17 protein-coding genes, 2 tRNA genes and 1 pseudogene are annotated in these 20,332 nt (G+C 67.1%); 10 read left to right on the top strand and 10 right to left on the bottom strand.

The window, feature by feature from the left end; genetic code table 11:
* The 3 genes and pseudogenes from EKL94_RS22880 to EKL94_RS16385 all read right to left on the bottom strand — a co-directional run.
* Window positions 1-266, bottom strand: a pseudogene (locus tag EKL94_RS22880) (N-acetylglucosamine-6-phosphate deacetylase); the annotation flags it as partial.
* 341 nt (window positions 267-607) lie between these two features.
* Window positions 608-684: transfer RNA gene (locus EKL94_RS16390), tRNA-Arg, on the bottom strand.
* Between the two features lie 39 nt (window positions 685-723).
* Window positions 724-800, bottom strand: a tRNA-Pro gene (locus EKL94_RS16385).
* A gap of 180 nt (window positions 801-980) precedes the next feature.
* Here EKL94_RS16385 and EKL94_RS16380 point away from each other — a divergent pair.
* Window positions 981-1,739 (top strand): Bax inhibitor-1/YccA family protein, encoded by a 759-nt coding sequence (locus EKL94_RS16380; RefSeq protein ID WP_126929896.1) that lies wholly within the window; start codon window positions 981-983, stop codon window positions 1,737-1,739.
* Window positions 1,740-1,798: 59 nt separating this feature from the next.
* Here EKL94_RS16380 and EKL94_RS16375 read toward each other — a convergent pair whose 3' ends face one another.
* From EKL94_RS16375 to grxC, 6 genes are all read right to left on the bottom strand, one after another.
* Entirely contained in the window at window positions 1,799-2,548 is a 750-nt protein-coding gene (locus tag EKL94_RS16375; RefSeq protein WP_126929895.1) for a sulfite exporter TauE/SafE family protein, read from the bottom strand.
* A gap of 25 nt (window positions 2,549-2,573) precedes the next feature.
* Window positions 2,574-3,482, bottom strand: coding sequence for a LysR family transcriptional regulator (locus EKL94_RS16370; RefSeq protein ID WP_126929894.1), 909 nt, complete (start codon window positions 3,480-3,482; stop codon window positions 2,574-2,576).
* A gap of 53 nt (window positions 3,483-3,535) precedes the next feature.
* Window positions 3,536-4,279: a cysteine hydrolase family protein gene (locus EKL94_RS16365; RefSeq protein ID WP_126929893.1), complete on the bottom strand. Its 744-nt coding sequence runs from the start codon at window positions 4,277-4,279 to the stop codon at window positions 3,536-3,538.
* Window positions 4,280-4,525: 246 nt separating this feature from the next.
* Window positions 4,526-5,530, bottom strand: coding sequence for an isocitrate dehydrogenase (locus EKL94_RS16360; protein WP_126929892.1), 1,005 nt, complete (start codon window positions 5,528-5,530; stop codon window positions 4,526-4,528).
* 279 nt (window positions 5,531-5,809) lie between these two features.
* A complete protein-coding gene (locus tag EKL94_RS16355; protein WP_005408260.1) occupies window positions 5,810-6,202 on the bottom strand; it encodes a carboxymuconolactone decarboxylase family protein in 393 nt (130 codons plus the stop codon).
* Window positions 6,199-6,489, bottom strand: a complete 291-nt coding sequence (gene grxC, locus EKL94_RS16350; RefSeq protein ID WP_049400919.1) for a glutaredoxin 3 — start codon at window positions 6,487-6,489, stop codon at window positions 6,199-6,201. The genes EKL94_RS16355 and grxC overlap by 4 nt, the downstream gene beginning before the upstream one ends.
* A gap of 88 nt (window positions 6,490-6,577) precedes the next feature.
* Here grxC and EKL94_RS16345 point away from each other — a divergent pair, with 88 nt between their 5' ends.
* The 8 genes from EKL94_RS16345 (at window position 6,578) to lpxH (ending at window position 17,284) form a co-directional block, all read left to right on the top strand.
* Window positions 6,578-8,278, top strand: coding sequence for a M48 family metalloprotease (locus EKL94_RS16345; RefSeq protein WP_185830049.1), 1,701 nt, complete (start codon window positions 6,578-6,580; stop codon window positions 8,276-8,278).
* Between the two features lie 116 nt (window positions 8,279-8,394).
* Window positions 8,395-9,084 (top strand): phosphate regulon transcriptional regulator PhoB, encoded by a 690-nt coding sequence (gene phoB, locus EKL94_RS16340; protein WP_005408258.1) that lies wholly within the window; start codon window positions 8,395-8,397, stop codon window positions 9,082-9,084.
* A 106-nt stretch (window positions 9,085-9,190) separates the two neighbouring features.
* Window positions 9,191-10,522: a phosphate regulon sensor histidine kinase PhoR gene (gene phoR, locus EKL94_RS16335; RefSeq protein WP_032129078.1), complete on the top strand. Its 1,332-nt coding sequence runs from the start codon at window positions 9,191-9,193 to the stop codon at window positions 10,520-10,522.
* Between the two features lie 4 nt (window positions 10,523-10,526).
* Window positions 10,527-12,614 (top strand): polyphosphate kinase 1, encoded by a 2,088-nt coding sequence (gene ppk1 / locus EKL94_RS16330; protein ID WP_126929890.1) that lies wholly within the window; start codon window positions 10,527-10,529, stop codon window positions 12,612-12,614.
* Window positions 12,615-13,054: 440 nt separating this feature from the next.
* A complete protein-coding gene (gene ppx, locus EKL94_RS16320; protein WP_010483920.1) occupies window positions 13,055-14,581 on the top strand; it encodes an exopolyphosphatase in 1,527 nt (508 codons plus the stop codon).
* A gap of 224 nt (window positions 14,582-14,805) precedes the next feature.
* Entirely contained in the window at window positions 14,806-15,951 is a 1,146-nt protein-coding gene (locus EKL94_RS16315; RefSeq protein ID WP_126929888.1) for a glycosyltransferase family 4 protein, read from the top strand.
* Window positions 15,932-16,471: a phosphatase PAP2 family protein gene (locus EKL94_RS16310; RefSeq protein ID WP_126929887.1), complete on the top strand. Its 540-nt coding sequence runs from the start codon at window positions 15,932-15,934 to the stop codon at window positions 16,469-16,471. Before EKL94_RS16315 ends, EKL94_RS16310 begins: the two co-directional genes overlap by 20 nt.
* A gap of 66 nt (window positions 16,472-16,537) precedes the next feature.
* A complete protein-coding gene (gene lpxH, locus EKL94_RS16305) occupies window positions 16,538-17,284 on the top strand; it encodes a UDP-2,3-diacylglucosamine diphosphatase (RefSeq protein ID WP_126929886.1) in 747 nt (248 codons plus the stop codon).
* An 87-nt stretch (window positions 17,285-17,371) separates the two neighbouring features.
* Here lpxH and EKL94_RS16300 read toward each other — a convergent pair whose 3' ends face one another.
* Window positions 17,372-18,625, bottom strand: coding sequence for a zinc-dependent metalloprotease (locus EKL94_RS16300; RefSeq protein WP_126929885.1), 1,254 nt, complete (start codon window positions 18,623-18,625; stop codon window positions 17,372-17,374).
* Between the two features lie 225 nt (window positions 18,626-18,850).
* On the opposite strand from EKL94_RS16300, the gene EKL94_RS16295 reads away from it, so the two are divergent.
* Window positions 18,851-20,308 carry a T6SS phospholipase effector Tle1-like catalytic domain-containing protein gene (locus EKL94_RS16295; protein ID WP_126929884.1) on the top strand — a complete coding sequence of 486 codons (1,458 nt, stop codon included), beginning with the start codon at window positions 18,851-18,853 and terminating at the stop codon, window positions 20,306-20,308.
* The last annotated feature ends 24 nt before the right edge of the window (window positions 20,309-20,332 follow it).

The following is a 20,332-nucleotide window of genomic DNA, read 5'->3' as shown; positions in this document are numbered from 1 at the left end:
GTAGTCGGCGGGGAAGGTGGAAACACGTTGCGAGGCATCGGCCAGCTCCAGGCCCACACGCACCAGGTTGCGCCGCGCCTGGTCCATGGTCAGCGCCCTGCCGGCCAGCGAACCCGGGGCCAGGCGCGCCAAGCCCCCGCGACTGTACCCGGCCCCTCCTCCCTGTCCGGACTCCCCACGGCGCGGCCCGTGGTGGCGGTGGCGGCGGCGGCAGCGGCCCGATCAGCGGCGGCTGCCACGGCAACTGCGGTAGCGGCAAGGTCCGGGTGGGTGAACTGGAACAGATGTGATCCATCCAGAGCGCACTCGACCAGGGTGCGTCCATCGCGACATGAGAAAGGCCAGCGCATAGCGCTGGCCTTTTTTCGTTGCCGGGCGCATTGCCTCATCCCAGGCGGCGCTGCTCAAGCACCTGCGGAGTGAGCCGATCGTCGTCAGACGCCGGTCAACCGCAACCGGCATGACATCACGCCGTGCGACTGCACGCCATGCAAAGGGTACTTTTCGTCGGAAAAGAGGAAGGTGGAATGCTCGCCACCCAGGGTCGCGCAGCCATCGAATGGGAACCGGTGTTCACGGATGTGAGCACTTAAACCATTGATTCCAATGGCGCGCCCGACAGGAATCGAACCTGTAACCGCCGGCTTAGAAGGCCGGTGCTCTATCCAGTTGAGCTACGGGCGCCCGAACCGGAACGGTGTCCAATCCGACGTGATGTGGGATTGGTCGGGGTAGAGGGATTCGAACCCCCGACATCCTGCTCCCAAAGCAGGCGCGCTACCAGACTGCGCTATACCCCGGTCTTGCAATCCCCTCGGGCCACGCCCGGGGAGTTGGTCATTGTCGCCAAGCGCATTGGGAACTGTCAACGCAGGATGCGCAGATCCAGTGCCTGCCACAACGCCGAAAGCAGTCATCGGCTATGCTCACGCCCATCGGCCGGATGGCCGTCCTGACCCTCATTCGCACGGAGAACGCGTATGCGCAGCGGCAACCCGGCTCTTTCCGAGTCCACCTTCCTCGACCTCGCCAGTGGCTCGGTGGTGACCAGCCCCGACCAGGCAATGACCCTCAACGGCACCGTCAACAAGACCGGCTTCCTGCTGCTGTTGACCGTACTGACAGCCGCTTTCGCCTGGAACCAGACCATCGACGACTACGGTCAGGTTTTGCCCGGTGCCAGGCTGTATGCCATGGGCGGCGCCATCGGCGGCCTGGTGCTGGCGCTGATCACCGTCTTCAAGAAGGAATGGTCGCCGGTCACCGCGCCGATGTACGCGCTGGTGGAAGGCCTGTTCCTCGGCGCCATCTCGGCCGTTTTCAACGCCAAGTTCCCGGGCATCGTGTTCCAGGCCGTGCTGCTGACCTTCGGCACCCTGTTCGCGCTACTGTTCGCGTACCGCAGCGGCCTGATCAAGGCCACCGAGAACTTCAAGATGGGCGTGGTCGCGGCCACTGGCGGCATCGCCCTGCTCTACCTGGCGTCGTTCGTGCTGGGCTTCTTCAACATCGACGTGCCGGTGATCCATGACTCCAGCTGGCTGGGCATCGCCTTCAGCCTGTTCGTGGTGGTCGTGGCCGCGCTGAATCTGGTGCTGGACTTCGACTTCATCGAGACCGGTGTCGCCCAGCGTGCACCGAAGTACATGGAGTGGTATGGCGCATTCGGCCTGATGGTGACCCTGGTCTGGCTGTACGTTGAATTCCTGCGCCTGCTGTCGAAGATCCAGCAGCGCTGAGCCGAAACATGCCATAGACGACAAAGGGCGCCCTTCGTGGCGCCCTTTTTCGTTCCCCCTCAGCGCGCCAGCAGCACCGGCAGCGACGACGCCAGCAACGCGATGCCTGACGCGGTCAGCAGGCCCAGCACGACCTGCCGGAAGCGCGCCTCGCTGATGCCGATGTAGACCCGCGCACCCAGCAGGGTCGGCACCAGCATGGCCGGTGCCACGATGGCGAAGTACGGCAACATCTGCCGGTTCACCAGGCCGCTGCCGATATAGGTGGCCATGGTCACCGCCAGCATCGCCAGGTTGAAGTTCTGGATGACCGCGCGCTGTTCGTCCTTGCCGAAGCCTCGCAGAGTGCTCCACAACGTCGGCACCGGCCCGGCAAAGCCGCCGATGCCACTGAGCACGCCACCGGCCATGCCAGCAATCGCATCACCGATACGGCCGCCGACGCGGACCGGAGGCAACGAGCGCGCCATCAGCATCACCGGGCACCACAGCGCCAGGAAGCCGCCCAGCAGCGCCTTGAACCAGTCCATGTCCAGCTGTGGCAGCACCATCACGCCCAGCGGAATGCCGACCAGCCCGCCCAGCACGAACGGCAGCAGCAGGCGCAGGTTGAATCCGCGGCGCACGGTGAACACCGCGACCAGCTGCCCGACCAGCGCACCAAACACCGACAGCGTCGCCGCCAATCGTGGCTCCAGCCCCCACGCCCAGAACGACATGGCCACCATGCCGAAGGCGAAGCCGGACAGGCCCTGCACGAATCCGGCGACGATCGCGCCCAGCGCGACCAGCAGATACACCGACTCCATCACCACCTCGGTTGCAGCCGCGCGACTACCCTGCCACGCCCACCTGTGCAGCGTAGTGCGCCGCAAGGTGCTCGACCAGCGCGCGCACCTTCGGCGCCAATGCCCGCGCATGCGGATACAGCGCGAAGTAGCGCCGCTGTCCCGCGTGCCAGGCAGGCAGCACACGGATCAGGCGGCCGGCACGCAGGTCCTCCTGCACGGTCAGCGCAGTAAACAGGCTGATGCCCATGCCAGCCAGCGCGGCGGCATACAGCGCAGGCGTCGCATCCACCCGCAGGCGTTGCCCGGCCTCGACGCTCGCACTGGCACCGCGCGGCCCCTGCAACTGCCAGGGCGGCATTGACGGTGTGGGACTGAAGCCCAGCAGCGTGTGCTGCGCAAGATCCGATGCCTGACGCGGCAGGCCATGACGCGCCAGGTAGGCCGGCGCAGCGACCAGGATGCGCGGGCAGCTGGCCAGCTCGCGCGCGACCAGCTGGCTGTCCGGTAATGTAGCCGCAATGCGCAGCGCCAGGTCGAAGCCGCCACCCACCACATCGACCAGCTGATCATCCGCCGACAGATCCAGCGAGACCTGCGGGTAGCGCTGCAGGAACAACGGCAGCCAATGCGGCAACTCCTGGCTGGCCACGACCTGCGGCACGCTGATGCGTACGATGCCACTGGGCTGCGCCTGCGCGGCACGCACACGACCATCTGCTTCCTGCAGGCGATCCAGCAGCGCTGCCGCCTCGCGGTAGTAGTCGCGACCGGCTTCGGTCAGTGACAGCCGGCGGCTGTTGCGATCGAGCAGTCGCACCTGCAGATGCTCTTCCAGCTGCCGCAGCTGCCGCGACATTGCCGAATGGGTGGTGCCGAGGCGTTCGGCGGCCGCGGTGAAGCTGCCTGCATCGACGATGGCGCGCAGCGCACGCAGGGCGGCGAAGTGATCCATCGGCGGGCAACTCCATCTGGCGGGGCCCGCGGCATGCGGGCCCCGCCAGCTTATCAAGCGCCGTCGCCGGTCTTGCGCACCGGCAGTGCCAGGATCGCGTCAGTCGTCATGACATCGCCGAAGGTATCCTCGATCTGGGCGAGAGAGGCTTCATGCAGTGCGCGATGGCCGATGCGCTGGCCACTGGCCAGATCCAGATCACGGCTGGCACTGGCATCGGACGACACGATCACCCGGTAGCCACGTGGCGCGGCCGCCGCGTCGCGCGCGGCACCGGCCACGCAGGCGTGGGTCTGCAGACCGGTCACGATCAGGGTGTCGATGCCGGCGTCCTTCAGCACCTTGTCCAGCACAGCGGCCGAAGCGCCGGCAAACACGCTCACGTTGTCCTTCTGCACCACGGTCTCGCCCTTGCGCGGCTGCAGGTCGCGATGGAAGGCGGCATTGACGCTGCCCTGTGCGAACAGCGGCGCGCCGGCCGGCAACACGTGCTGCACGTGGATCACGCGGATGCCGTGAGCATCGGCGAACTCGACCACCCGCTTGGCCTGGCGCAGTGCGGCCACGCCATCGGGAATGACCATGCGGCCACCGGCAAAGCCCGGCGCGGCCTTGGCATCGAAGTACTCGTTCTGGAAGTCGATCACCAGCACGGCGGTCTTCGCCGCATCCAGCGAAGTCGCGACCGGCGCGCCCGCCATATGGCGGATGGTGGGATGGGCCGGCTCGGCGGCGACGACCGGAGTGGTGGCGGCCATGCCGATCAGGCTGGCCAGGCCGAAGGCGGTGAGATTCATGGAGCGACTCCTGTGCAGTGGAAAGTGGGCACAGGATGCGGAGCGGATGGCGCACGAACCAGCCGTGCAACAGCACATGACCTGTGCGATATACGCACAGACAATCCCCTGTAGAGCCACCCCATGGGTGGCTGCGGACCAAAGCCCCGCCATCCACGCATGGCGTGGATCTACCGAGCCGGCCCACAACGCAACGGGGCGCCCGAAGGCGCCCCGCTGTGGATCCAACCGAGGTCTGCCGGCCGCTTACAGGCGGCTGGCGATGGCCTGGGCAAAGCTCATGGTGGTGCCGGTGCCGCCCAGGTCGCCGGTCAGCGAATCCTTGGCTTCCATGGTCGCCACGATGGCCTTGCGCAGGCGCTCGGCGTTCTCCGGCTGGCCGACATGGTCCAGCATCTGCGCGGCTGCCAGCAGCAGCGCACACGGATTGGCCTTGCCCTGGCCGGCGATGTCCGGCGCGGTGCCGTGCACGGCTTCGAAGATCGCCGCGTCCTTGCCGATGTTGGCACCCGGGGCCAGGCCCAGGCCGCCGACGAGGCCAGCGCACAGGTCGGAGATGATGTCGCCGAACAGGTTGGTGGTGACGATCACGTCGAACTGTTCCGGACGCATCACCAGCTGCATGCAGCAGTTGTCGACGATCATTTCCTGGAATTCGATTTCCGGGTACTGCGCGGCCACTTCACGAGCGACGTTCAGGAACAGGCCCGAGGTCGACTTGATGATGTTGGCCTTGTGCACGGCGGTGACCTTCTTGCGGCCGACGCTGCGGGCCAGCTCGAAGGCGTAGCGCACGATGCGCTCGGAGCCCTTGCGGGTAATGCGGGTGCCGGAGAAGGCGGTCTCGCCGTCGGCCGACACTTCCTGGCCTTCGGCCAGGTACGCACCTTCGGTGTTCTCACGAACGGTGATCAGGTCGACGTTGTCGAAACGCGACTTGGTGTTCGGGAAGGTGTGGGCCGGACGCACGTTGGCGTACAGGTCGAAGTGGCGGCGCAGGCTGACGTTGATCGAGGTGAAGCCACCACCGACCGGGGTGGTCAGCGGGCTCTTCAGCGCGACCTTGTTGCGCGCGATCGATTCCAGGGTCACCGCCGGCATCAGGTCGCCGTGCTTTTCCAGGGCCACCAGGCCGGCGTCGGCGTCTTCGTACTCCAGGCCAGTCTTGAGCTGGTCGAGCACGAACAGGGTGGCGTCCATGATTTCCGGGCCAATGCCGTCGCCGCGGATGACCGTAATTTTCTGCGTCATTGATCGATGTTCCGAACAGGGGGAAAAACGCCGTCCGGACGTGCCCGGAAACGCCGGCGCAAAGGAAGTTTCACCGGCAATTATGCCTGAGCCGGGGCCGAGGTCCCAAATAGACCATGGTCCCAGTGCCCGGCTCAGGCAGTGTGCCCGCGCGCATTGGCGGCTGGATCGCGGTAGTGCCGGCCGCTGGCCGGCAACCTCGGCCGTGCCGGGTTCAGGGAATGCCGGCCAGCGGCCGGCACTACCGGGAGGTCCGCAATGGGCCGGTTCCCGTCAGGCTCAGTGCTCGTGCGCTGCCGGGGCGGCGGCGCCGCCTTCCAGCTGGTCGAGGAAGTCGACCGCGCGGCGCAGGTGCGGGATCACGATGGAACCGCCGACCACCAGGCCGACCGAGAAGGTCTCGAAGAACTCTTCACGGGTCACCCCGGCGTCCTTGCACTGAGCCACGTGGTAGCTGATGCAGTCGTCGCAGCGCAGCACCATCGAGGCCACCAGGCCCAGCAGTTCCTTGGTCTTCACATCCAAGGCGCCGGCCTGGTAGGTCTGCGTGTCCAGCGCGAAGAAGCGCCGCACCACCTGGTTGGGCTCACCCAGGATGCGTTCGTTCATGCGCTTGCGGAAATCGGTGAACTCGGCGATACGGTCCTTGCTGCCGTCGTCGGCCGCGCTCATGCCTGGCCCTGCCCGGCCAGCAGCGGCTCGAGCTTGCCTTCACGGTGCAGGGCCATCATGTCGTCGTAGCCGCCCACGTGGACGTCGCCGACGAAGATCTGCGGCACGCTGGTGCGACGGGTCAGTGCCATCATCTTCTCGCGCTCGACCGGGTCCAGGTCGATGCGGACCTCGGTCCACTGCTGGCCCTTGCTCTTCAGGAAGTTCTTGGCGGCCACGCAGTACGGGCAGACGGCGGTGGAATAGATGGTGATGGCGGGGGCGCCGCCGGCGGTCTGGGCTGTCACGGGAAACTCCACGATGGATCGACGGTCTACATATGGTACCGGTGCGCTGGAAATTCCACGCCACGGCCGCAACACTGTGGATTAACGAATGGTTGCCCCCTGCCCTGCCACGCTTGGCGCGCCCCGCCCGAGGACCCCCTGCTTGCGAGCCCTGCTGCTGACTACCGCCGTCACCCTGGCCCTGGCCATGCCGCTGGCCCAGGCCCAGGAGAAGCTGCCCGACATCGGCTCGTCGGCCGGCGAGCTGCTGACCCCGGCCCGCCAGGCCGAGTACGGCGCGATGATGCTGCGCGAGCTGCGCAACTACGGCTACCTGCTGGACGATCCGCTGGTCAACGACTGGCTGCAGACCATGGGCACCCGCCTCGGCTCCAACAGCGACCAGCCGCGCCAGCCCTACACGTTCTTCGTGATGAAGGACCGCCAGATCAACGCCTTCGCCACGCTGGGCGGCTATATCGGGGTCAATGCCGGCCTGGTGCTGACCGCCGAGCGCGAGGACGAGGTGGCCGCGGTGCTGTCGCACGAAATCGCCCACGTCACCCAGCAGCACGTGCTGCGCGGGGTCGAGCGCGCCCAGCGCGACCAGATCCCGATCCTGCTCGGCATGCTGGCGGCGGTGGTGGCCGCACAGGCCAGCAACAGCACGTCCTCCGGCAACGCCACGATGGCCGCGATCAGCTCCGGCATGGGCCTGATGCAGCAGCGGCAGATCAACTACACCCGCTCCAACGAGTCCGAGGCCGACCGCCTCGGCATCCGCACCCTGTCGCGCAGTGGCTACGACGTGGATGCCATGGCCGGCTTCTTCGAGCGGATGGCATCGGCGATGCGCGGCAACGAGGGCGGCTACAGCGTGCCCGAGTTCCTGCGCACCCACCCGGTCAACATCACCCGCATCAGCGAGGCCAAGGCCCGCGCCGACCAGATGAAGAAGGACACGGTGCTGCTGACCACCACTACCCCCAGTGGCGAGCGCAGGGAGCGCGTGGACCCGGCCGATCCCAGCCTGGCCGAACCCCTGTTGCGCGGAAACAACCCGCTGCTGCCCAGCAGCGTCCTGCGCATCCCGATGGGCCAGCTCAGCCGCGGCGCCAGTGGTGACTTCGACTGGGCGCGCGAGCGCCTGCGCGTGCTCAGCGCGGACTCCACCCCAGAGCTGGAACGCGAGTATGCCGATCTGGCCAAGCGCCAGAAGGACGGCCTCAACGATGCCCAGCGCTATGGCCAGGCGCTGGCGGTGATGCGCAGCGGTCGCGCCGGCGCCACCCAGGCCCGGCAGACCCTGGCAGGCCTGCTGCAGACCCGCCCGGACAACCTGTGGCTGGCACTGGGGCTGGGCGAGGCCGAATCGCGTGCTGGCCAGAGCGCCCAGGCCAACAGCCGCTTCGAGCAGCTGCTGCGCCAGCACCCCAACAGCCGTCCGGTGGCGTTGACCTATGCCGAGATCCTGAACGAACAGGGCAGCCGCGAGGCCGGCCAGCGCGCGCAGGCCATGCTGCGGCCCCTGCTGTCGCAAAGTGGTAACGATCCGGTCTTCCAGCAGCGGTACGCCCGCGCCAGCGAACTGGCCGGCGACAGCGTGCGTGCCAGCGAGGCCTACGCCGAGGCGGCCTTCCTCAGCGGCCGGCCGGAACAGTCGCTGATGCAGCTGCAGGCCCTCAAGCGCAATCCGGCGCTGGACTATGTAGGCCGGGCACGTGTGGATGCCCGCATCGAGGCGATCACCCCCACCGTGCTGGAGCTGCGCCGCCAGGGCGTGCAGGACCCCGATCTGGACCGCCGCTGAGCGCTGCATGACCGGCCGATGGCAATCCAGGACGGTTCCGGCCAGGTAGTCACAAACATGTCATCAAACCGTAGTCTACTGGCACCACTCCAGTAACCGAGCCCTACGGTGTCCTCGTGCAGAAACGCATCCTGATCGTCGATGACGAGCCCGCGATCCGTGAAATGGTCGCCTTCGCCCTGCGTAAGGGCGATTACGAACCGGTCCATGCCGGCGACGCCCGTGAGGCCCAGACCGCCATCGCCGATCGCGTCCCCGACCTGATCCTGCTGGACTGGATGCTGCCCGGCACCAGCGGCCTGGACCTGGCCCGCCGCTGGCGCAAGGAAACCCTGACCCGCGAAGTGCCGATCATCATGCTGACCGCCCGCGGCGAAGAGAATGACCGCGTCGGTGGCCTTGAAGCCGGTGTCGACGACTATGTGGTCAAGCCGTTCTCGGCGCGCGAACTGCTGGCCCGCATCCGTGCGGTGATGCGCCGCGCCCGCGAAGATGACGAGGACGGCAGCGTGGCCGTCGGCCCGATCCGCATCGACGGCGCCGCCCATCGCGTGTTCGCCAACGACCAGCCGGTGCCGATCGGCCCCACCGAGTACCGCCTGCTGCACTTCTTCATGACCCACCCGGAGCGCGTCTATACCCGCGCCCAGCTGCTGGACCATGTGTGGGGCGGCAGCGTGTACGTGGAGGAGCGCACCATCGACGTGCACATCCGCCGCCTGCGCAAGACGCTGGAACCGTTCAACGCCGAGAACATGGTGCAGACCGTGCGCGGCGCCGGCTACCGCTTCTCCACTGCTACCTGAGTCTCGTCGTGCCGACGCCACGCACCCGCGGGTGCCGGCGCCGGCAACTCTGCTATAACCCTCGGTTCATCCCAGTGAACCGCCGCACCTCAACGACGAGATCGCAATGCCGCGCCACATCCGCTCTGCCTGGTTGAAGACCCTGGCCACCGTTGCCGCGGTACTGCTGTTCGCCGGACTGGTGGGGTGGTTCACGGGCCATCTGTGGTTGTGCATCGCACTGGGCGCACTGGCTACCCTGGCCTGGCATTACTGGCGCCTGCGCAGCGTGCTGCGGCGGCTGACCGCGCGCCAGCGCTGGGACACCGCCGAAGAAGGCACCGGCGTCTGGAACGAGCTGGACCGCCTGCTGTACCGCAACCAGGTGGAAATGCGCGTGCGCAAGCGCCGCCTGCTGGACATGCTGCGCAGCTACCGCGCCGCCGCCGCCGCGCTGCCCGATGCGGTGGTGGTGCTGGACCGCAACAGCCAGCGCGTGCAGTGGTTCAACGAAGCGGCCACCGCCCTGCTCGGCCTGCATCATCCCGGCGACCTGGGTGAGGCCCTGGTCGAACGCCTGCAGCCGATGCCACTGGCCCACTGGCTGGCCGGGGGTCGCAATGCCGAGCCGATCCTGGACGTGCCCTCGCCGGTCGATCCGGCGATCCGCCTGAACCTGCGCCTGATTCCCTATTCGTCGGACTACTGGCTGCTGATCGCCCGCGACGTCAGCAAGCTGTTGCGTCTGGAACAGGTGCGCCGCGACTTCGTCGCCAACGTTTCACACGAACTGCGCACGCCACTCACTGTGGTCCACGGCTACCTGGACATGATGGACCCGGAGGATTTCCCGGGAACCGGACCGATGCTGGAAGAAATGCGCAAGCAGAGCCAGCGCATGGCCCAGCTGGTGGAAGACCTGCTGACGCTGTCGCGCCTCGAATCGCAGGAACACAGCGAGGAAGAGACCGTGGCCATGCAGCCGATGCTGGCCACCCTGCGCCGCGAAGCCGAAGCCCACAGCCAGGGCCGCCACCAGATCAGCATCGATGACCTGGCTGGCGTTGACCTGCAGGGCTCGACCAAGGAACTGCACAGCGCCTTCTCCAACCTGGTCACCAATGCGGTGCGCTATACGCCGGCCGGCGGCCGCATCGCCGTGGAGTTCCGCCGCGAAGGCGACGGCGCGGTGCTGGCGGTGCGCGATTCCGGCTACGGCATCCCGGCCTCCCACCTGCCGCGCCTGACCGAACGCTTCTACCGTGTCTCCAGCAGCCGCTCCCGCGAAAGCGGCGGTACCGGCCTGGGCCTGTCCATCGTCAAGCACATCCTCGGCCTGCACCACGCACGGCTGGAGATTGAAAGCGAGGTCGGCAAGGGCTCGGTATTTTCCTGCCATTTCGATGCCGACCACGTGCGCCCGCGCGAGTCCGCCCCCCTGACTTCCATCGAAGAATGACGCCATGAGCAGCCTCGGATCCCTCCCCCTCCCCGTGAGCCCGGACAACGATCCGTTGCGTGACCCGGCGCTGTACATCAACCGCGAACTGTCGCAGCTGGATTTCAACTTCCGCGTGCTGGCCCAGGCGATGGACCCGCAGGTGCCGCTGCTTGAGCGCCTGCGCTTCATGTGCATCTCCTGCACCAACCTCGACGAGTTCTTCGAAATCCGCGCCGCCGCCGTACGCCACGCGCAGGAGTTCGGCCTGCCGCCGGCACCGGACGGGATGAGCCCGCAGGCCATCCTCACCGCCATCCATGACCGCGCCGCCGAACTGGTGGACCAGCAGTACCGCTGCTGGAACGAAACGCTGCGCCCGGCGCTGATGGAGGCCGGCATCGGCGTGCTCGGCCGCCATTCCTGGACCGACCGCCAGAAGCGCTGGCTGCGCGCGTACTTCCGCAACGAGATCATGCCGGTGCTGTCGCCGCTGGGCCTGGACCCGGTGCATCCGTTCCCGAAGATCCTCAACAAGTCGCTGAACATCGTGGTGGTGCTGAAGGGCACCGACGCCTTTGGCCGCGCCGGCCACCTGGCCATCGTGCGCGCGCCGCGCTCGTTGCCGCGCATCATCCAGCTGCCGGAGAAGCTCGGCGGATCACAGAACTTCGTGTTCCTGTCATCGGTGCTGTCCACCTTCGTCGATGAGCTGTTCCCCGGCATGGAAGTCCAGGGGGCCTACCAGTTCCGCGTTACCCGCAACTCCGAGTTGGTGGTCGACGAGGAAGAAGTGGAGAACCTGGCGCTGGCACTGCGCGACGAACTGGTCGACCGCGGCTACCGGCCGGCGGTGCGCCTGGAAATCGCGCAGGACATGCCGCGCGACATCGTGCGCACCCTGCTGCAGAACTTCGGCCTGACCGAGAACGCGGTGTACCGCATCGACGGCCCGGTCAACCTCAATCGCATCATCCAGCTGTACGACCTGATCGCGCAGCCGGACCTGAAGTACCCGCCGATGACACCGCGCACGCTGCGCGACAGCGACGGCATCTTCGAGACGACTGCGCGCCAGGACCTGCTGCTGCACCACCCGTTCGATGCCTTCACCGCCGTGCTGGAGCTGATCCGGCAGGCAGCGATCGACCCCAACGTGCTGGCGATCAAGCAGACCCTGTACCGCACCGGCAAGGATTCGCTGATTGTCGATGCGCTGATCCAGGCCGCGCGCAACGGCAAGGACGTGACCGTGGTGGTCGAGCTGCGCGCACGCTTCGACGAAGAAGCCAACCTGGGCCTGGCCGATCGCCTGCAGGAAGCCGGCGTGCAGGTGGTGTACGGCGTGGTGGGCTACAAGACCCACGCCAAGATGCTGCTGATCGTGCGCCGCGAGGGCCGCAAGCTGCGCCGCTACGTGCACCTGGGCACCGGCAACTACCACAGCGGTACCGCCCGCGCGTACACCGACATCAGCCTGATCACCGCCGATGCGGACATCGGCAACGACGTGCACCTGCTGTTCCAGCAGCTGTCCGGGCTGGCCTCGAAGATGAAGCTCAAGCGACTGCTGCAATCCCCATTCACCCTGCACACCGGCATCCTCGGCCGCATCGAGCGCGAAACGCGCATCGCCGCCGCCGGCCGCCCGGCGCGGATCATCGCCAAGATGAACGCACTGAACGAACCGCAGGTGGTGCGCGCGCTGTACGCCGCCTCGCAGGCCGGCGTGCAGATCGACCTGATCATCCGTGGCGCCTGCACCCTGCGCCCGGGCGTGCCGGGCATCTCGGACAACATCCGCGTGCGCTCGATCGTCGGCCGCTTCCTGGAGCACAGCCGCGTCTACTGGTTCGGCAACGACGGCGCACCGGAGATGTACTGCGCCAGCGCCGACTGGCTGGAGCGCAACCTGCTGCGCCGGGTCGAGACCTGCTTCCCGATCCTCGATCCGGAACTGGCCAAGCGGGTCTATCGCGAGGTCCTGCAGAACTACCTGGACGACAACCTCAACGCCTGGGAACTGGACGCCGACGGCATCTACCACAAGCGTGCCCCGGCGCACGACGAAGCCCCACATTCTGCGCAGATGGCATTGATGCAGGGGCTGTAACCCGGTGTGTCGACCAAGGTCGACACCTACCAAGAGCAGTAGGCACCGATTTTGGTCGGGATAGGATCAGTGCCGACCAACGGTCGGCACCCACCATCAGATCGGAGAAATCTGTCGAAGGCGGGGTGGGTCCGGTTGCGGGGGCGTGAGCGCCATGGGCCCGAGGCATGCCTCGGGCGGGTTGGGCAGGACGCCCAACCCCGGTCTTGCCGTGTGCGCAGGACAGCGCACACGAGCAAGCGCGACCGAGGCTACAGGGACGTACTTGCGCCGTCCCCCGCAACCGGACCCGCCCCGCCAACCCACGGATAGCCCGCTGTTGCTGTTGCCGTTGCCGTTGATTCGGCAGGTGCAGGGCGCAGCCCTGCCGCACTCCCCTCTTCCAAAATGTGAAGGCCGCGCGGTGACGAGCACACCGCCCCTTCGGCTAACATTCGTCCATGCCGCACACCACCACGACTCCGCCCGCATTGCAGGATGGCGACCTGCTGGCCGCCATCGACCTTGGCTCCAATAGTTTCCATATGGTCATCGCGCGCTACACGCTCGGCCAGCTGCGGGTGATCGACCGCCTGCGCGAGACCGTGCGCATGGCCGACGGCCTGGATGGCAAAGGTGGGCTCTCATCCGCCGCCCGGCAGCGCGCGCTGGAATGTCTGGCCCGCTTCGGCCAGCGCATCCGCAACGTACCGCCGCACCGGGTGCGCGCACTGGCCACCAACACCGTGCGCCAGCTGCGTTCACCGCAGTCGTTCCTGGTTCCCGCCGAAACCGCGCTCGGGCATGCCATCGAAGTGGTCAGCGGCCGCGAAGAAGCGCGCCTGATCTACCTGGGCGTGGCCCACGCGCAACCGCCCAAGCCCGGCCAGCGCCGGCTGGTCATCGACATCGGCGGCGGCTCCACCGAATTCATCATCGGCATGGGCATGCAGACCCTGGAGCGCGAAAGCCTGCAGGCCGGCTGCATTGCCAGCACCCGGCGCTTCTTCCCCGGCGGCAAGCTGAGCAAGAAGCGCTGGAAGGACGCGCTGGCCGAGATCGGTCGCGAATTCCAGCCCTTCGCCAGCAAGTACCGCGCGCTGGGCTGGCAGGAGGCGCTGGGTTCTTCGGGCACGCACAAGGCGATCAGCGAGATCTGCGCGACGATGAAGCTGAGCAAGGGCGCGATCACCGCCGAGGCCCTGCCGCAGCTGCGCGATGAACTGCTGAAGGCCAAGAAGATCGACGACATCCAGCTGCCCGGACTGTCCAGCGACCGCCGCCCGATCATCGCCGGCGGCATCCTGGTGCTGGAGGCCGCCTTCCAGGCGCTGGGCCTGCAGAAGCTGCTGGTCAGCAAGGCCGCGATGCGCGAAGGCATCCTTTACGACATCGTCGGCCGCGCTGGCGAGAACGACCTGCGCGATGAATCGGTGTCCGCGCTCAGCCAGCGCTACGGCATCGATACCGTGCAGGCCGACCGTGTGCAGGACACCGCGCTGTCACTGCTGGAACAGGTGCAGGAACGCTGGCGGCTCGATGCCGACGACGCGCGCATGCTCGGCTGGGCCGCGCGCCTGCACGAGCTGGGCCTGATGATCGCGCACAGCGGCTACCACGTGCATGGCAGCTACGTGCTGGAACACTCGGATATCGCCGGCTTCTCGCGGCAGGAACAGCAGATGCTGGCCGCGCTGGTGCGCAGCCATCGTCGCAGCGTGACCAAGACCGCCTTCGACGCCCTGCCCGAGCGCCTGCTGCTGACCGCTCGCCGGCTGGCCGCCCTGCTGCGCCTGGCGGTGCTGCTCAATCGTGCCCATGAGGACGATCCGCTGCCGGCGTTGGAACTGACCGCCGACGACAACCGCCTGTCGTTGATCGTGCCGCAGGCCTTCATCGATGCCCGGCCACTGCTGCGCGCCGATCTGATCGGCGAGACCGACGGCATCGCCGGGCTGGGCATCCAGTTCCGGCCGTTCGTGGCCTGAGGCTGAACTCGTTATTCTCCTACTACGGTGGCTTCGACATCGGTCGTTTCATCTACATGAAATACCAGCAGCGCTTCTGATCCACCGCGCGCGCCTGCACCACCGCCACGGCCCTTCGGGGCCGTGGCTCCACGGGAACCTGACCACCGTCATCCCGTGGTCGCAAAGCGGTCATATCGGCTACATCGCCAGGCCCGAGCATGCCGGAAACCCGGAGGCCCGCCATGCGCTATGCCATCGTCACCGAGACCTACCCGCCGGAAGTGAACGGCGTTGCCCTCACCGTGCAGGGCCTGGAGCAGGGACTGCGAAATTCCGGCCATGACATCGACCTGATCCGGCCACGCCAGGCCAGCGAAGCGCTGGACTCGGCACCGGGCACGCTGCTGGTTCCGGGTGCCGCACTGCCGCGCTACCCCGGCCTGCGCTTCGGCCTGCCTGCACCAATCCGGCTCAACCGCCACTGGCAGCAGCAGCGTCCCGATGCGGTCTACATCGCCACCGAAGGCCCGCTGGGCTGGTCGGCGCTGCGCACCGCGCGCCGCCTTGGCATTCCGGTCGCCAGTGGTTTCCATACCCGCTTCGACGAGTACCTGCCCGACTACGGAGTGGCCTGGCTGCAGGCCGCCGCGATGCGCTGGATGCGCCGGTTCCACAACCAGGCCGATGCAACCCTGGTGCCCACCCGCGAGCTGCAGCAGTTCCTCGGTGAACAGGGCTTCGAACGCGTGCGCCTGCTGGCACGCGCGGTCGACAGCCAGCAGTTCGATCCGGGCCGGCGCGACCCGGCGCTGCGCGAGGAATGGGGCGTGGACGGCAATGGCCTGGTCGCGATCTATGTCGGCCGCATCGCCGCGGAAAAGAACCTTGGCCTGGCGGTGAGGGCCTTCCGGCGCCTGCAGCAGATCCGGCCCAAAGCCCGCTTCGTCTGGGTGGGTGATGGTCCGGCTCGCGAAAAACTGGCACATGAAAACCCGGATTTCATCTTCTGCGGCATCCAGCGCGGCGAGGCCCTGGCGCGGCATTTCGCCAGCGGTGACCTGTTCCTGTTCCCCAGCCGCAGCGAGACCTTCGGCAACGTGACCCTGGAAAGCATGGCCAGCGGCCTGGCCACTGTCGCTTTCGACTACGGTGCGGCCCGCGAATACCTGCGTGATGGCGAGAACGGCGCGGCCGTGGAAAACGATGAACAGTTCATCGAGGCAGCCGTGCAGCTGGCCGCCGATGATGCACGGCGCCGCGAATTCGGCAGCAGCGCCGCACGTGCGATGAAGCGCCTGCATCCACAGCAGGTGGTTGCCGAGTTCGATGCCCTGCTGTCCGAGCTGGCCCAGTCGCGGAGGAGCGGCCATGCGCACCACGCCGCTTGAGCTGCTGGCCGGCCGCGAGGCGCGGCTCTGCCGCCGGGCCAACCACTACTGCCGGCGTCGCCGCGTGCGTCGCCTGTTCTCGGTCATCAGCCGGCTCGGCGACGGCGTGTTCTGGTACGTGCTGATGGGCGCGCTGGTGGTGCTCGACGGCTTCGACGGACTGCGTGCATCGGTGCACATGGCCGCCACCGGGCTGGCCGCACTACTGCTCTACAAAGGCCTCAAGCGCTGGACCCGGCGGCCGCGCCCGTATGCGGCCGATCTGCGCATCCGCGCCTGGGTAGCGCCGCTGGACGAGTTCAGCTTCCCCTCCGGGCACACCCTGCACGCGGTGTCGTTCACCATCGTCGCGTTGGCCTACTACCCGTGGCTGGCACCGCTGCTGGTGCCGTTCACCTTCGGCGTCGCGCTGTCGCGGGTGGTGCTGGGCCTGCACTACCCGTCCGATGTACTGGCCGCCACCGGCATCGCCATCCTGCTGGCATCGGCCAGCCTGGCCTGGTTGCCGCTGCCGGTGTGATGGCCGCCGCGGCGGCCCACACATGGCCCGGCGCTACCGTCATCGTTGATGGCCTAGAATGCAGGCATGACCACGCTGTTCATTTCCGACCTGCACCTGGACCCCAGCCGTCCGGAGATCACCGACCTGTTCCTGCGCTTCCTGCGCGAACAGGCGCCCGGCGCCGATGCGCTGTACATCCTCGGCGACCTGTTCGAAGCCTGGATCGGCGACGACACGCCCTCGCCCGCCGCCGATGCGGTGGCCGATGCGCTGAAGGTGCTCTCCGACAGCGGCGTGCCGGTGTATTTCATCCGCGGCAACCGCGACTTCCTGCTCGGCGAAGACTATGCGCGCCGTGCCGGCCTGCGCATCCTGCCCGACCCGTGCGTGATCGAGCTGTACGGTCGCCCGGTGCTGCTGCAGCACGGTGACCTGCTGTGCACGGACGACATCCCCTACCAGCAGTTCCGTGCACAGACGCGCGACCCGGTATTCCAGGCGCAGTTCCTGTCGCAGCCGCTGGCCGCACGCATCGCCTTCGCGCAGAAGGCACGCGATGCCAGCCAGGCCCGCCAGTCGGAAATGAAGCAGGGCGATCGTGCGCAGTTCGAGACCGTGACCGATGTGGCTCCGGCCGAAGTCGATGCCACCTTCGTGCGCCATGGCGTGGACACCATGATCCACGGCCACACCCATCGCCCGGCGGTACACACGCTTCAGGCCGGTGGCCGCACCTGCAACCGCATCGTGCTGGGTGACTGGTACGAACAGGGATCGGTGCTGCGCGTGGATGCCAGCGGCTGGTCGCTGGATACGCTCGCGCGCGAATGATGGATCGCAGGGTGCCAACCAGGGTTGGCATCTACCAGGGCAGGTGCACGCACCCCGGTAGACGCCGACCCTGGTCGGCGATTGGCCTCAGCGGAAGGCCGCGATGGTGGCCTTGGTGTTGACCAGCACGCGCTGGTTGTCGGCGGTACTGGCATTGCCCATCGGGATGCCGTTGTAGCTGATGTTCGGGTTGGACCAGTAGTTCAGGCGCGGGCAGCCGGCCGAGCAGTCATAGGCCATGATCGTGCGCCAACGCGAACCGGAGGACGGCTCGTAGCGGTAGCCATGCCCATAGGCGTAGGGCGACGTGCTGGGATCACTGGCGATATCGTGCCGCGCACTCTGCAGATGGCCGATTTCATGCGCGAAGGAGTAGTAGCCGGTCGCGCAATCCCAGTACACCGCAGCGAAGGCCGTCGCCGCCGTCGAGCCGATGCCCGAGGCCAACCCGCAGTAGCTCGTGTTGTTGATCAGCAGGACGCCGACATCGGCCGCGGTGTTGTTGCGGCTGGTGTGGATGCTGTCCATGTAGCCGTCGCTGGTGTTGCGGAAGCGGGTCAGATCGGTGGTGAAGTTGCCGGACTCGGTGTAGTTGGTGGTTTCATAGCCGGCCAGCTGCAGGGTGATGCCAACGTTGCTGTTGACGTAGCCCTGGTTGGATTCAGCCACTGCCAGCTGCACCAGCGACTGCATGTTCCCGCCATAGGCCGTTACCGCAGCATTGGTCGCAACCACCAGTACGCGGATGGTGGCCGGGGTACCGGACGAGGCCTGCGCGATGCCGATGCGGTCGTTGTTGCCCATCGGAATCTTCGGCAGCTGGTTGTAGTCGGCCGGGTGGTCAGCCGGCATCCGCGATTCATCCACTTCCACCAGTACGTGGCGGTTGCCCAGCGGGCGCAGGCGATACAGCTTGCCGTCCTTGCGGATCGAACCGGTGAGGGTGTTGCCCGAACGCACCAGGATCACTGAATTGCCAGGATCATCCTGACCGTTCGAAGTGGCGGCAGTCAGCCGATCGGACGGCGAGCGCAACTGGCCGTACCAGATGCTGCCGCCATCGGGCAGGGCTTCCACCTTGCTGCGCAGCGCCTGCACGCGCTGGCCAAGCAGTTCGAACTCCAGTTGCGGCTGCGCGGTGGCAGCAGCATCGACACGCACTTCCTGTACCGTCGCGGTGGACGGGGTGGCCAGCAGCTTGCCCAGCGCGGGCTCACTGTTTGCCGATGCCCGGCTGATGACCGTCACCGGCTCGAACAACGGTGCCGCATGCGCGGCCGCTGCCACCGACAAACCCAACACCAGGCCACCTGCCGCTTTGCCAATCGATCTGGACAACATTGCGTCGCTCCTTGAATGATGTGAACAGCGTTGATGCAGCACGCCCGGGTCTACCGGGTCTGGCCATCTGGCCTGCGCGGGTCGTGTGAATTCAATAGAAGATGGGAATGAAAATCAGGAACTGTGATCGACCGCATCTGCGTTAAGTAAGGTCAAAAGCGTCACTACACTTCGCCAATACACCGCTTTCGCGCTACCGTGACGTAGCCACGACAGGACATGCACATGGCACCATCGCAGGACACGGACGAAGATGTCGGCTTGCTGCGGATTGGCCTGTTCTTCGATGGCACCCGCAACAACGCACACAACCTGGCACGCGGTCGACCACAGGTTCCGCAGCCACGCCCGGCGCAGCTGCGCGCGGATGATGATTCGACCTACCAGAGCCGGCTGACCAGCAGCTACGACAACGGCCTGACCAACATCGCGCGCCTGCAGCAGCTGTATCCGGACAGCCGCCGCGATGCGATGGGCGCGCCTTCGCTGTCGATCTATGTGGAGGGCGTGGGCACCCGCGATGATGCCGATGATGATCTGATCGGACTGGCCTTCGGCATCGGTGCCAGTGGCGTTCGTGCGAAAGTGCAGCGCGCGCTGCAGGTGCTGCTGCCGGCGGCACTGTCCGAGCTGTCCGCGCGCTGGCAGCGACCGCTGCGTGGCGTGCAGTTGGATCTGTTTGGCTATTCGCGCGGCGCTGCCGCGGCACGTGATATCGCCAACCAGCTGCAGGCCTGGGACAGCGCGCGCTGGCGCCAGCTGCTGCAGGGCGCCGGCCTGTCCTGCACTGCGAACTTCGCCGCCGTTACGCCGGTGCTGCGCTTCATCGGACTGTTCGACACCGTGGTTGCGGTCAATGGCGGCCGCGCCGATGAACACCCGCAGCTCGCCCTGCGCAGTGGCATCGCTGCACACGTCGTGCAACTGGCCGCGCGCAACGAGCATCGCCAGCACTATCCATTGAGCAGCGTCGCGCCAACGTTCACCGAGATCGCCCTGCCCGGCGTGCACGCCAATATCGGCGGTGGCTACAACCAGCTGGAAGAAGGTCCCAAGCTGCTCAGCCGCCCGCGCCGGCAACAGCTGCGCCGCCCAGCGGTTGCCGACTACCAGGTCCCTCCACTGGCGTTGCTGCAGGCCACCACGGCCTACGCCGAAACGCAGGCCGATGCCGAACGCTGGCGCCAGCAGCTGGGCGTGGGTGAAAAGGAGGTCTGGGTGGATGTCTGGCACCAGTGGCAGCAGCAGCGTCGCGCCGGCAGCCGCAGCGTGCTGTTGTCACCGGTGCTGTATGTGACTGCCGCGGTGGTGCTGCGTCGGCGCATCGACTGGCGTTACCAGCTGATCGCACTGCAGGTGATGCAGCAGCAGGCCATCGACGCCGGCGTGCAATGGACCGCCAATGCCGCCGAGGTTCCCGGCTGGGAGCTGCCATCCGCCCTGCAGCCGATCGCGCGGCGCCTGGTGGCCGGGCAGCCGCTGACGCAGACACAGGAGGCGCTGCTGCGGCGGCGCTACCTGATGCAGTCGGCGCACTGGAACTTCGATGCACTGGGCGACACCGCACTGACCTACGCCGCCGATGCCGGCGTCAGCGAACTGCCGTACCGGCCGGGTCCCGGTCTGTTCTACATCAACCGGCCGACGGTGGACGGCAAGCGCGTGGTGTTGCCAAACGCCTGAAAAAAGGGACGGAGGGGATCAAGT

Source organism: Stenotrophomonas maltophilia (genome assembly GCF_003970865.1).
GTDB lineage: Bacteria > Pseudomonadota > Gammaproteobacteria > Xanthomonadales > Xanthomonadaceae > Stenotrophomonas > Stenotrophomonas maltophilia_AR.
The sequence above is the reverse complement of the archived record's forward strand: the minus strand, read 5'-3'. Positions and strand labels throughout refer to the sequence as shown.